The 12,470-nt window shown below is 69.2% G+C and carries 12 protein-coding genes; 4 read left to right on the plus strand and 8 right to left on the minus strand.

The window, feature by feature from the left end; genetic code table 11:
- Positions 1-48: 48 nt before the first annotated feature.
- Both JOL79_RS16810 and JOL79_RS16815 read right to left on the minus strand, forming a co-directional pair.
- Positions 49-1,926 (minus strand): DUF2075 domain-containing protein, encoded by a 1,878-nt coding sequence (locus JOL79_RS16810; protein ID WP_210156757.1) that lies wholly within the window; start codon positions 1,924-1,926, stop codon positions 49-51.
- Between the two features lie 105 nt (positions 1,927-2,031).
- Positions 2,032-2,388 carry a nucleotide pyrophosphohydrolase gene (locus JOL79_RS16815; RefSeq protein ID WP_307848563.1) on the minus strand — a complete coding sequence of 119 codons (357 nt, stop codon included), beginning with the start codon at positions 2,386-2,388 and terminating at the stop codon, positions 2,032-2,034.
- Between the two features lie 81 nt (positions 2,389-2,469).
- On the opposite strand from JOL79_RS16815, the gene hemC reads away from it, so the two are divergent.
- Positions 2,470-3,459 carry a hydroxymethylbilane synthase gene (gene hemC / locus JOL79_RS16820; protein ID WP_210156759.1) on the plus strand — a complete coding sequence of 330 codons (990 nt, stop codon included), beginning with the start codon at positions 2,470-2,472 and terminating at the stop codon, positions 3,457-3,459.
- Here hemC and JOL79_RS16825 read toward each other — a convergent pair.
- The gene (locus tag JOL79_RS16825; RefSeq protein WP_210156760.1) at positions 3,361-3,900 is read right to left on the minus strand and encodes an SgcJ/EcaC family oxidoreductase; all 540 of its coding nucleotides are present in this window, start codon (positions 3,898-3,900) and stop codon (positions 3,361-3,363) included. The two genes, hemC and JOL79_RS16825, sit on opposite strands and share 99 nt — an antisense overlap.
- A gap of 61 nt (positions 3,901-3,961) precedes the next feature.
- Entirely contained in the window at positions 3,962-4,858 is an 897-nt protein-coding gene (locus tag JOL79_RS16830) for an SDR family oxidoreductase (protein ID WP_210156761.1), read from the minus strand.
- Positions 4,859-4,971: 113 nt separating this feature from the next.
- On the opposite strand from JOL79_RS16830, the gene JOL79_RS16835 reads away from it, so the two are divergent.
- The 3 genes from JOL79_RS16835 to JOL79_RS16845 all read left to right on the plus strand — a co-directional run bounded on the left by JOL79_RS16835 (position 4,972) and on the right by JOL79_RS16845 (position 7,432).
- Positions 4,972-5,643 (plus strand): winged helix-turn-helix transcriptional regulator, encoded by a 672-nt coding sequence (locus tag JOL79_RS16835; protein ID WP_210156762.1) that lies wholly within the window; start codon positions 4,972-4,974, stop codon positions 5,641-5,643.
- A 202-nt stretch (positions 5,644-5,845) separates the two neighbouring features.
- Positions 5,846-6,985 (plus strand): hypothetical protein, encoded by a 1,140-nt coding sequence (locus tag JOL79_RS16840; RefSeq protein ID WP_210156763.1) that lies wholly within the window; start codon positions 5,846-5,848, stop codon positions 6,983-6,985.
- 81 nt (positions 6,986-7,066) lie between these two features.
- Positions 7,067-7,432, plus strand: coding sequence for a YciI family protein (locus JOL79_RS16845; protein ID WP_210156764.1), 366 nt, complete (start codon positions 7,067-7,069; stop codon positions 7,430-7,432).
- 105 nt (positions 7,433-7,537) lie between these two features.
- Here JOL79_RS16845 and JOL79_RS16850 read toward each other — a convergent pair whose 3' ends face one another.
- The 4 genes from JOL79_RS16850 to JOL79_RS16865 form a co-directional block, all read right to left on the minus strand.
- Complete coding sequence (locus tag JOL79_RS16850) at positions 7,538-9,004, minus strand: pectate lyase family protein (protein ID WP_210156765.1); 1,467 nt, start codon at positions 9,002-9,004, stop codon at positions 7,538-7,540.
- A gap of 523 nt (positions 9,005-9,527) precedes the next feature.
- Positions 9,528-9,980, minus strand: coding sequence for a HEPN domain-containing protein (locus JOL79_RS16855; RefSeq protein WP_210156766.1), 453 nt, complete (start codon positions 9,978-9,980; stop codon positions 9,528-9,530).
- Complete coding sequence (locus tag JOL79_RS16860; protein WP_210156767.1) at positions 9,980-10,459, minus strand: nucleotidyltransferase domain-containing protein; 480 nt, start codon at positions 10,457-10,459, stop codon at positions 9,980-9,982. The genes JOL79_RS16855 and JOL79_RS16860 overlap by 1 nt, the downstream gene beginning before the upstream one ends.
- Before the next feature lie 209 nt (positions 10,460-10,668).
- Entirely contained in the window at positions 10,669-12,372 is a 1,704-nt protein-coding gene (locus tag JOL79_RS16865; protein ID WP_210156768.1) for a glycosyltransferase family 39 protein, read from the minus strand.
- Positions 12,373-12,470 lie beyond the last annotated feature (98 nt).

Raw genomic sequence — 12,470 nt, forward strand, 5'->3', positions numbered from 1 at the left:
CCGACCGATGCGATCAGATTCGGCCCGGCCGGGGCCGTGCGGGGAATTCTAAGCCGTAATCGCCGACAGCCTGGGGAGTAAATCCGCGAGAAAGTCGCGGGTGGCCGGATCGACGGCGTATATCACGGTGCCGCGCATCCCTCGGGTGAGCAGAACTTTGTATACGTTGCGAGCGAGCTTGTCGAAATCGGCGTCCGACACGGCTTTCCTGCTCGTGAAGGCCGGATCCCTGTTCTCGGAGCGGACCGTGACGAGAGAACCGTCTCGCGCTACGAGGTCGGGGCCGATGATGACGCCGGACCAGTCGTACTCGAACCCCTGGGCGGTGTAGACGCACCCGACCTGGCCGAAGCCGCTGGGCTCGGTCGCCCACAGCATGCTGGGCGGAGCGTCTCCCACTGCTCTGTCCTTCTTGACGTTCCAGGGCCGCGACCAGTCGCCGATGACGACGTCGTCGACGAGCGAGTCGTCCGGTCGCGGATCGCTCCACGGCCAGCAGTAGCCGGCGGTCATGCGCGCGCTGCCGGGCCTGGCGAGGAGGGCCGCCTCCAGTTCCTGGGGAGAGTGCGCGAGCCGTACCTCGAAGTCGTCGTCGCCGTCCCATGGCACCGGCCCCTCTCCGTCGAGCCCGAGCAGGCGCAGCACCCATTTCTCGTACTTGCGGCTGCCGCCACAGCGGAACTGCTCGTCCAGGGACACACGGGTGACCGCGTAGCCCTGTGACTCCGCGTACCGCTCGATCGCCTGGACGGTGCCCAGCTCGCCGGGCCGTACGACCTGGTGCTCGTCGAGCAGGAAGACCGGGACGCGGGCGGCGGACATCAACTCGTCGAGTTGGGGCCGGCCGGTGCGCTTGGCGGCCGGGGTGAAACGGCTGGTGGAGGTCTCGCGGATGCGGTGCGCCTCATCGCAGATCAGGACGTCGAGGCCGTTCCGCTCGGCGTCCATGAAGCTGTTGAAGTACATGAACAGGTTCTTGATCCGGGTGCTGCCCCGGCCGGGATACCGGCGCATGGTCTGGGTGAACGACTGCGAGCCCGTCGCGTGGAGCGCCGTTCTGCCCTGCCGGTAGAGCTCACCCAGCAGGGACAGGGCGATCACGCTCTTACCGCTTCCGGGGCCGCCGGTGACGACGACGACCTGCTTGAAATCGGCCCGGCGCGCCCCGTCGACGGCGCGCATGACCAGTTCGTAGGCGACCTGCTGCTCGTCGAGGAGGGTGAACTGCTCTCGCTCGCGAATCTCGCCGGCGGCGTACGCCATGAGCTGCTTGCTCGGCGCGACCGGGCTGCTCAGCAGCCGGTCCGCGGCCTCGGCGCCGGGCTTGTCGGCCAGCCGTTCGCGCAGGTATTTGTGGAAGTCGCCGCGACGCTGCTTGGTGAAGAGCCTGCTCCGCTCGTCCCGCACCTGGTCGTGCAGGCCATCGATGTCGAGGTCCATGGCATTGTGCAGGTACGCGGCACCGTGGACGGACTGCGGCCGGTCCTTGAGCACGCCCAGGAAGTCGGACATGTATTCGCAGTAGCGCCGGACCTGCTCGGCGGGGTTGAGCAGCTCCCTTCCCGGCACGCCGTCCACGATGACCAGGTGCTCGCCCTGGTCGGACGGCTCGGCACGACTCCACTGCTTGAGTTCTATGACGACGTAGGAGTCCTGACCGGTCCGCGGGTGCACCCCCGCCAGCACCACGTCGGCGCGCTTGCTGGTCAACGGGAGTTTGTACTCGACCAGCAGCTCGACCTGGCTGAGCCCCGCGTCGGCCAGGTCCCGGGCCAGCGCGGGCAGGCTCCGTTCCCATGACCTGGCCTCGGAGGGGGACGGACCGCGGCCCGTGGTCACCCGCAGATGCTCGCCGATCCGCTCGGCGAGCGCCTTTTCGTTGGGCGAGGCAATCAGGCTCTCCACGGACAGCCGTAACGCCGTCACAGGCTTCCCCCAGGCAGCACGAGAGAACTCGTGCGGGTGGGGGCGTATCCGCGCCGGCGCTAGCCGTACAAACGCGGAAGCCCGTCGGGCCGCATCACATGGTCATCACGAGGTTAGTGGAGGCGCTTTCCTCGCCGAACCCCGATAGAGATCGGAATCGTAACGACGCTCGTTTTCGAGAAGTTTGGCGTTGGCCGCCTCGATGAGGTCGACGTCGAGGAGATCGGCGAGACGGACGAGATAGGCGGTCACGTCGGCGAGTTCGGAGCGTACGCGGCCGAAGGCCGCCTCATCCAGGGCACGCGACTCGTCCGGCGTCAGCCATTGGAACTCCGCCACCAGCTCGCCGACCTCGCCCGCCAGGGCCATCGCCAAGTTCTTGGGCGTATGGAACTGCTCCCAGTCCCGGGCCCGGGCGAAGTCCCGCAGCCGTTCGGCCAGCCGTTCCACTTCGGTTGTCACGTCTCGGGACATTACCCGCGCCGTTCTCCGGCACGATGGTGGTCGCCACACAACGCACCGGCCAGGAGGAGACGCCATCCCATGACCGCCCCGCTTCTGGAGCCACCCGGCGGCCGGCCGCTCCGCATCGGCTCCCGTACCTCCCTCCTGGCCACCGTGCAGGCGCGGCACGTGGCCGAACTGATCCACGAGTACGCGCCGGGCGTCGCCACGGAAATCGTCCCGATCCGCGTCTCCGCCGACGTGTGGGACGGCGATCTGAGCCGGATCGGCGGCAAGGGGGCCTTCAGCAAGGAGATCGACAGAGCGCTCGTCGCCGGTGAGATCGACGTCGCGGTGCACTGCATGAAGGACGTGCCCGGGGACGTGCCGCTCGCCGAGGGGACCGCCTTCGGCGCCTACCTCGAACGCGGCGACGTCCACGACGTGGTCGTGACCCGGGACGGCACGCCGCTGGCGGACCTGCCGCCCGGTTCTGTCGTCGGCACCGGTTCCGTACGCCGCCGCGCCCAGCTCGGCATGTACCGGCCCGACCTGCGGACCGAGCGGATCCGGGGGAACGTCGACAGCCGCCTGGCCAGACTGAACGAGGACGGCAGCGGATACGCCGCCCTGATCCTCGCCCGCGTCGGTCTGGACCGCATCGGCGAGACCGCCCAGCCGCAGGAGGTCCTCCCCCTCGAATTCCACCAGGCGGACGAGGGCGTGGTGTCGATGGTCCCGGCCGTCGGGGCGGGAGTCATCGGCGTCCAGGCCCGGCAGCGCGACCTCGCCGTCATGAGCCTGCTCGGCGGGCTCAACCACGATCAGACCGCCCGGCACATCCTCGCCGAGCGGTCGATGCTGCACGAGCTGCGCGGCCACTGCAACTCCCCGATCGCCGGCTACGCCACCACGACGGCGGACGGCGCGATGAGCTTGCACGGGATGGTGTTCAATCGGGACGGCTCGGAGCTCGTCCGCTTTCACTGCTCAGGCTCGCCCGACGATCCCGCGGCCCTCGGCTCCGAAGTCGCCGCTGAGCTGCTGCGTCTCGGCGCGCGGCGCCTGATCGACGCCACCGGCGGGTGACGATCGTCGCGCCGGGCAGCCGTGGTAGGCCTCGACGAGCCAGCCGTCGCCGCCTCTGGACAACACCCAGGTCGCCAGCTCCCATCGCTCGGCCGGAGGTTCCGCCTCGCCGGGGAACACGGTCGCGCTGCGGGTGATCACGATGGCCGTGTCCGCGCCGACGAACCGGACGCTCCGGGCCTGGTGAACACGCTTGGAGCCTTTCAGCGGCAGGGCGAACGCCTCGCCCATCTGGGCGCGTATCTCGGCCTTCCCCCGCAGGTACGTCCCCGGGAGGATCACGGACGCGTCTTCGGCGTACCACCTGACGAACGTGTTCACGTCGCCGTCCGCCCACGCTCCGGACGTCGCGTCGAACACGGCGAGCACGGCACGCTCGTCGGCGTGAACCGGCGAGCCGCCGGCACCCGTCCCGGCCCGGCCGCTCAGATCGGAATCCATCTCATCCCTCTTTCCGGAACCGCCGCCCTTCGGCGGCCTCGTACGAAATCGAGCGGGTCGTTCAGGCCGGAGTGACGGCGTAACCGGTGACGCCGCGGAAGACGTCCGCGTTGCGACGGGCGAACGCCGCGAAGGTCGTCGGTTCGATCCCGAAGCGCTCGTGGCTGGTCAGGTCGACGGTCGAGCGGCCCAGCCGGCTCCGCTCCTGGAAGAGCTGCGCGAACGCGCTCGCTCGCGGCGGCGGATAACCGGCCTCGAGCCAGGCCAGCCGCTTCTCCTCCGGAGTCACGTCGCGGTAGCGGACCGGTCCGCCGACGGCGTCGGAGATGCGGGCGGCGATCTCGGCCATGGTGAGGGCCTCGGGGCCCGTCATCGCGTACGTCCTGCCTTCGTGACCGGATGTGGTGAGCACGGCGTAGGCGATCTTGGCGATGTCGTCGATGTCGATCGGGGCGAGCGTCGTGTCACCGAGCGGCAGGCGGATCTCGCCGTGGCGGACGATGTCGGGCGCCTCCTCGAAGTACACCTGCATGAACTGGCTCGGCCGCAGCACGGTCCACGGCGTGCCCGAGGCGACCAGGTAGCGCTGGATCTGCTCGTGGCTCCGGCTGGAGCGGAACCTCTCGGGGTCGAATCCGTCGACCGAGTCCTTCCCGGAGAGCTTCACGATGTGGCGGACTCCGGCCCTGGTCGCGGCGTCGATGAACGTGCACTGGGTTTCCAGCATGTCCGGCCCGGCGTTGCTGATCATCAGTACCCGCTCGACCCCGGCCAGCGCGGAATCCAGCGTCTCTGGCCAGAGCATGTCGCCGTGCGCGACGTCGACGCCGGGCAGCGCCCGCACGGCGTCCGCCTTCTCCGGGTTGCGCACGAGCGCGCGGACCGGCGTGCCGTGCCGTGCGAACTCGCGGACCACGGCCGATCCGGGGCGTCCGTTCGCCCCTGTGATGAGGATCATCGCTCCTTCTTCCTGCTCGGCGATGATCGATGCTTACATATTGGTACCGCTTAGTACAACTTCGATACCAAACAGATCCGTATCGGAATGACGGCTCGGTTAGACTCGACGGCGTGGGAAGCACGCGAACGTATGGCGACGCCTGTGCCGCCGCGCACGCCCTCGACCTGGTCGGGGAGCGCTGGGCCCTGCTGGTCGTACGCGAGCTGCTTCTCGGCCCCAAGCGCTTCACCGACCTGCGCGCCGGGCTGCCGAACGCCGGCCCGAACCGCCTGTCGCAACGGCTGCGCGAGCTGGAGGAGTCCGGCATCGTGCGCCGCCGCAAGCTCGGTCCGCCCGCGCGGACCTGGGTGTACGAGCTGACCGACTGGGGACGGCAGCTTCGGCCGGTCCTCGCCGCCCTCGGCGGCTGGGGCCGGCTGTCGCCGTTCCGCGACCTCAACGCGGACATCAGCGTGGACGCCCTCATGATGGCGCTCCAGGGAGACTTCGCCCCGGAGGCGGGCGACGGCCCGTCCACGACGTACCTGCTCGCCTTCGGCGACGACCGCGTCACCGTTCGCACCTCCGGCGGCGACATCGACATCACCCGTGACGAGGCGCCCACGCCGGACGCGACCGTCGCCACCGACGCCAGGACGTTCGCCGCCGTGCTGACCCGAAGGCGTCACCTGGACGAGGCCGTACGCGCGGGAGACGTCAGCGTGTCCGGCGACCTGGACGCGGTCCGGCGGCTGCTCGACTCCTTCCCCCGCCCGGAAACCGCCGAGACACCGCGCGCCTGAGCCGCACGCGAGGTTTCTGTCCAAAATTGGGGCGCATGGAACCGGAAGATATGGGGAAGGTCTCCCCAATCCATCGGAAGCGACACGGTTTGGCAACAAATATGCCGGTCACTTCAGCTGGATACCGGGGCAGAGCGCCCCGGTGGTACGTCCGCCGACCCCCTTCGGCGGACACCATCGGACAGAACGACATGGAGGAACGGTGCCGACCAACCCCCACCGCCCGAAGCCAGGACCATCGCCCGAACCGGGCAGGCCACGCCGGCGCGTCTACCAGCCCATGGTCCTCGCGACCACGTTCGTACTGACCGCGACGGGCGGCATCGGAGCGGCGGCGGCCGCGTCCGCCACGCCCATCGCGCCGACCGAACCTCCCGTGCCCGTCGTGACCGCGACGATCACGGTGACGCCCGGGGCCACCCCGGCCGAGACCGTCACCGAGCCCCCCGAGGCGACGCCCACCCCGGCTCCCCCCGCCGTCGAGGTGCCCCTGATGGGCCCGTTCCTCGGCGCGCTCCACGGCGAGGTGGTCGTGCCGACGAAAGACCGGTGCGGCGCGGTCACGGTGTTCACCCAGACCGGGCAGGCCGTCGCCGTGGCGCCTGACTCGATCACCGTTCGGAGCCAGGACGGCTTCGAACGGACGTACGCGATCGATGACTCCACGCGGGTCTACACGGCCCGCCGCGGCGGCGAGATCCGGCAGAACGCCTGGGTCTCGGTGACCGCGGCCGCCCAGGCCGGCACGCCGGCCCCCGGAAATCCCGCGCCCGAAAGCCCCGTACCCGAAAGCCCAGCGCCGGAGAGCCCGGCGCCCGGAACTTCCCTTCCCGAAAGCCCTGTCCCGCAGAGCCCCTCGCCCGAAACCCCGGCCCCGGCGCCCGAGAGCCCGGGTGCGAGCAGCACGCCGACGCCGCCCGAAGGGTCGCCGGCTCCGTCGGACACCCTGACTCCCTCTCCGGGCGACACCTCGACGACCCCCACTCCGCAGGGTGTCACCCCGCCGTCTCCCCTCGACCCGACCGAGACCGGCGCCGTCCCCTCGCCGATCGAGACGACGCCCGCCGCCCCTCAGGGGGAGACGGCGGCGGCCGCCTACGTCTTCGACCTGTCGAAGCCGAGCAAGAAGATGTGGCGCCTCGGCGAGAGCTCTCCATACGCCATGCGGTGGCACTTCGGCAAGCCCGTCTGGCACGCGCCCAAGCCCTGCCCGACTCCGACAATCACCCCCACCGAGCCGCCCACAGCGTCACCCGTGCCCACCCCGGACCCCGTTCCGACCGTGACCCCCACGCCTGAGCCGACGCTCACCGACGCCCCGACCCCGACCCCCGCGTCCTGACCACGACCCCGGCCGGCCCTTCCCTGTCGGGAGGGCCGGCCGGGACGGGTTTCGTCGGTGCCGTGTGCCAGGGTCGGGCCCATGAAGTACATGGTGCTGATGTACGCCGACCCCGCGGCCACCGAGGCGATGTCCGCCGCGGAGCGGGCCGACGTGTCCCGCAGGCACGAGGCACTCCACCGCGATCTGGCGGGAACCGGCGAGATGCTCAACGGAGCCGGGCTGGCCTACCCGAGAGACACGACGACGATCCGCCGCGACGGCGATGGATCCGTCACTGCGGAGGGGCCGTTCGCCGAGGCGGCCGAGCAGTTGACCGCCTACTACGTGGTCGACTGCGCGAGCCCGGAACGGGCCCGCGCGATCGCGGAACGCGTCGTCGACTTCCACGTCGTCGCGGTGGAGGTGCGGCCGATCCACGACTCGTTCGGCATGGGCGAGGGCTGATCCCCTCGGCCGGCGCACGCGCCACGGGAGACGGGCCCGGCGGAACGTCTCCCGATGCGGCGGGGAGGGCGCCGGCCGTTCGCCGTGCCCTCCCCGCGAGTCGGGTCAGATGTGGCCGGTGCCCGCGTTCGCCAGGACGGTCGTCTTGACGGTGCTGGGAGTGTCGACGCTGTAGGAGTAGGGGATGCTCGCCACGCTGCCGGAGGTCTGCGGCGTGCCCGAGTTCACGAAGTAGTTGTTGCGGGCCACGATCGAGCCGCCGGGCGAGGAGCCCTCCTTCGTGTGGGTGGGGTCGGAGACGTTCTCGAAGTAGTTGCCCTCGACCAGGACGCCCGCGCCGCAGGTGGCGGCGACCCCGTAGCTGTAGTCCGTGTACGACGGGTTCTTGTAGTAGTAGTTGTTGAACACGTGGACGGGGTTGCCGAAGCGGACCCGGGGGTTGCGCTGGGCGCAGGTCTGGAACGCGTTGTGGTGATAGGTCACCCGCAGGTGCCCGGTGTCCTCGGACGCGTTGTTGTCACTGTGGCCCACGAGCGAGCACTTCACGTGGTCGTGCAGCTTGTTCCAGGAGACCGTGACGTAGTCGGACGCGTGGGTGATGTCCAGCAGGCCGTCGTAGTAGTCCGTGCCGTGGCTGGTGTCGCTCGACAGGTCGTTGTGGTCGATCCACGCCCGCTTGGTGTTGTCGAGGTGGATCGCGTCGCCGTTGCCGTTGCTCGCGAGCACCTTGGAGATCTTCAGGTTGCGGACGATGACGTTGGTGGCGTCCGCCAGGTTGAGCCCGCAGCCGGTCAGGCCGGAGCTCGCCCCCACCCCGACCACGGTGGTGTTGGAGCCCACCCGCACGTCATCGGAGCAGCTGAAGTTGCCGTTGATCTGCACGGTCTTGGCGGCGGTGCCCTTCACCGCGGCGGTGAGCGCGCTCAGGGACGTGACGGTGGTGTTCGACCCGCCGGCGCCGCCGGTGGTGCCCCCGCCCTGGGTGGCCCAGCCGATCAGCCCGGTGGGCGGCGGTCCGGACGGCGACTGGCTCGGGCTCGGGCTGGGGCTCGGGCTGGGGCTGGGCGAGCGCGTCGGAGACGCGGACGGGGACGAGCTGGGCGAACGGGTCGGGCTCTGGGTGGGGCTGGGGCTGCCGCCGACGTCGCCGGTGCAGGTGACCCCGTTGAGGGTGAACGAGCCCGGCACCGGGTTGGCGGAGGTCCAGCTGCCCTGGAACCCGATCGAGGCGACGCCGCCCGTCGCGAGCGAGCCGTTGTAGGAGACGTTCGTCGCGGTGACGTTGCCGCCGCTCTGGGAGAAGGTGGCGTTCCAGCCGCTGGTGACCTGCTGGCCGGCGCTGAACGACCAGCCCAGGGTCCAGCCCGACAACGGGTCACCGAGGTTGGTGATGTCGACGTTGGCGGTGAACCCGCCCGGCCATTCCGAGGCGATGGTGTAGGTGACCTTGCAGCCGGTCGCGGCGTAGGCCTGGGAGGCCAGGGTGGCGAGCCCGGCGGCGGTCACGGCCACCGCCGTGGCCGCGTTGAGGAAGGCGAGGCGACGCCGTCGCGTCGGGGTCCGAGAGAGCAAGGAATGCTCCTTTGCATGGAGGGACGGTAGGACCTACGTACCGCTCCGACCGCCATCGAGCGGGGCCGGAACGTCGCCCGGAGACTCCGTGCAGGACCCTGACCGGGGCGGTGGCCGGGTGCCGCCGCCGATCCCGCTACGTGATTGCTGTTCACCTATGTGTACGAGATTCATGAAGGGGAACACGCGTCAAGCTACGGACGCCGCGACCGCCGGTCAACGCCCCCCGCCGCCCCGCCGGGACGGCGAACAGACGTCCGTCCTGGTGAGAAGAGGTGCGGGACCGGCGGGCCGGTGAAACATTCAGCAAGGAAGATCGCCGTCAACTCACGACGCCGTTACGCGTTCGCCGTCGTCGCCCTCCCCGCAGGTATTGCTTCAGTGGGCGGATGCGTCCGGCCAGATGCAGCGTATGACGCGTGAAAGGCGAGATTCATGGCCCATCGCGCGCTTGGCGACACCGGCGTCAAGCCGATATCGCCCCTGGCGAGCATTACCGGGTTGAGGTACCGCGCACACGGACTCAGAACAGTCCGAGATGATCAATCATCCTGTAAGCCGCCTCGAGGATTAGTCGGGCGGCGGTCAGCGCGTCCTCTGCTTCCTCGCAGTCGACAGTCTCATCGGGAAATACGGGGTATTCGAGCTCGTTTCTACGTCGTCGCATAACGCTGAACTGCTCGAAAGCGGCACCGAACTGGCGGATCACCGCCTGTTGGACGGCGTAGTGACCACCGGTGGTGGTAGCGCGCAGCCCCTGCTGAGCCAGTAGTCCCGTACAGGCGAATCTTGCCCCGTCGTAGGCCAGGGTGTATGCAGAGTTCGGGTCGGACTCAACCAGTTCTTGTGCGCTTGACAAGACAACCTTGGCCTTCTTCAGCCAGCCCGCTCCATCTGCGGCGTCGCCTTGGACGCGCTGGAGTTCCTTAGACGAAAGCATGCGCTCGATGTCGGCTTCGCCGCGCGTCCACCGCATCAGGGATCACGCTCCTTCCGGCCCGCCTCGATCGGGGTGAGATCGATTGTCGGGCTCGCCTTGATCTGGCGGATCAGAGCATCGGACGCCTCTTGCCACCGTCGGCGGGATGCGAGGACCGGGTTGACGGGGAGTCCGATGCGTACCTGGGCACGGTCAGCTGCGGCATAAACGTCGGCGCGCTTGGCCGAGCCGACCACGAGTACGTCGATGTCGTGTGGCGGAGGTCCCGGCTCACCGTTGTGGCGGGCGGCCCAGGAGCCGAAGATGAGAAGAAGTTCGATTTCCGATACGGGGCCGAACTCCTCGGCGATGATGACGCCTGGGCCGTAGAGGTAGTCCAGTATCTCCGTCAGGGGTTTCACGACGGGGTGAGTCTGATCGATACTCAGCACGCGCGATCGACCCACGGCCGTCGCGAGCAGAAGTCCGGCCTCTTCGAGACGGTGGATCTCCGGGTGCAGGCTCGATGGACTCACGCCCAACGATCGGGCGAGAGACGCCAGCGTCCAGGTCTGATCTGCGCGAAGACAGAGCGCCGCCAGGAGTCTTGCTTGCGTCTCCGTGCGGAAGATGGGGGCCCCTCGAGGCCCAACGCTTCGCATTTCCCGAATATATCTTCGCCCAAACCGAATGGTCAACTTAACGTACTCAGGCGAACGCATCGGGTGGCCGGTCTGGGGGCGGCCTAACCGGTGCAGCCGTCGCCGGCGGCCGACCTGCTCGCGTCGGCGTTGCCGAGGGAAGCCGCGGTGTTCCAGTCGGCGCAGGCGCCGCCCGTGTCACCGAGCCGGGATCGGGCCGCGCCACGCTGGTAGTAGGCGTCGGCATAACCGGGGAGCAACTGGATCGCCACGTCGAGATCGGACAGCGCACTCCGCGCGTTGCCCAGCTCGATGCCGGCGACGCCCCGGAAATAGTAGGCCTCCACCAGATTGGGGTCATAGGTGATGGCCGAGGAGAGGTCCGCGTACGCGCCCGCGTAGTCCTTCAGCGCGACCCTGGCCTTTCCGCGCTCGCTGTAGCCGGGCGCGAAGGTCGGCAGCCGCGACACCACGGTGTCGAGCTCGCGCAGCGAGCCCGCGTAGTCGCCCTGGGTGTACTTGATCATGCCGAGGTAGTGGTGGGCCAGCATGAAGTCGGGGTCGAGTTCGGCGGTGCGCGTGAAGTCCGCGGTGGCGCCCGTGTAGTCGCCGTCTCGGAAGCGGGCGATGCCCCGGCTGTTGTAGGTGAACGCCACACCGGGTTCCTTGGCGATGGCGTCACTCATGACGGTCTCGGTGTTCTTCCAGACCGCGTTCCGCGTGATCGTCAGCGTGGCGAACAGCACGACGACCACCGCCATCGCCCCGATGGTGGCGAACCGGACGACGCGGTGCGGGCGATCGAGTGCCTTCTCCGCGAAATGTCCCGCGATGAGGAAGAGGCCGAGGTACGGCAGATAGACGTACCTGTTCGCCTGGTAATTGTCGATGAGCAGCACGGACTGGGTCAGCGCGATGGTGATCACGAAGAACCCCAGCCCGAAGACGACGATCGTGCGGGCCGGCCTGATGAGCCACAGCGCCACCGCCCCGGCGACGAGCGCGAACGGGAAAAGGTACAGATACCAGGGCAGCGGCGTGCCGGGATATCGGTACGCCAGCGACAGGTGGAACGGCCAGACCAGCCGCACCACGTAGTCCACGAGCGCCGAGCAGGCCACGAGGATCCGGTCGAGCACGGTGTAGTCGTGCGGCGGCACCACGTCCTCGCGGACCTGGAGCGCGACCAGCCCAACCACCACGGCGACGACGAAGAACGGGATCTTCTCCACGAACAGGCGCCGGCTGAGCGGGCGCCCCCGGAGGTGGTCGACGAGGAACAACACCAGGGGGATCGCGACCGCGGTCGACTTGGACAGCGTGGCCAGCCCGAACAGGACCACCGACCACACCAGCGGCCGGACTCGCCGCGACTCGGCGTACCGCAGGTAGGCCAGGAGCGCGGCCAGCGAGAACAACGTGGCCAGCAGGGTGCTGCGGGTGGAGATCCAGGCGACCGTGTCGGCGTTCATCGGGTGGATCGCGAACGCGGCCGCCGTGAAGTAGGCCGGGAAGTCCCGCCCGGTCAGCCGGCGGATCAGCAGAAACGCCAGCACCACGTTGGCCAGGTGCAGCAGCACGTTGGTGAAGTGGTGGGCACCCATCGCGCCCCGGCCGAACAGGTAGTCGATCGCGTACGACACGTACACCAGCGGCGTGTACATCATCTGCAGCGGGGTGGTGAACCAGTGGCCGACGTTGGCGAGACTGAACTCCCGGATGGACACGTTGTCCACCACGCCCTCGGGGTCGTCGAAGTAGACGAAGCCGTTGCCGATGCCGTTGGCGTGCACGACGAAGGCCGCCACGACGATCCAGAACAGGATGTGCCGTCGCGGGAAACCGTTCCGCGTCCGTGCAGCGGGCCCGCGCGCGGCGGCTCCGCGCGCGGCGCGGCGAGCCGGGC

The sequence above is a fragment of the Microbispora oryzae genome (assembly GCF_017896165.1).
Lineage (GTDB): Bacteria > Actinomycetota > Actinomycetes > Streptosporangiales > Streptosporangiaceae > Microbispora > Microbispora oryzae.

Excerpts from the sequence above, each read along its gene's own strand:
- hemC (WP_210156759.1), top strand. The coding sequence starts at position 2,470 with ATGACCGCCCCGCTTCTGGAGCCACCCGGCGGCCGGCCGCTCCGCATC.
- JOL79_RS16825 (WP_210156760.1), bottom strand. The coding sequence starts at position 3,900 with ATGGATTCCGATCTGAGCGGCCGGGCCGGGACGGGTGCCGGCGGCTCG.
- JOL79_RS16830 (WP_210156761.1), bottom strand. The coding sequence starts at position 4,858 with ATGATCCTCATCACAGGGGCGAACGGACGCCCCGGATCGGCCGTGGTC.
- JOL79_RS16845 (WP_210156764.1), top strand. The coding sequence starts at position 7,067 with ATGAAGTACATGGTGCTGATGTACGCCGACCCCGCGGCCACCGAGGCG.
- JOL79_RS16855 (WP_210156766.1), bottom strand. The coding sequence starts at position 9,980 with ATGCGGTGGACGCGCGGCGAAGCCGACATCGAGCGCATGCTTTCGTCT.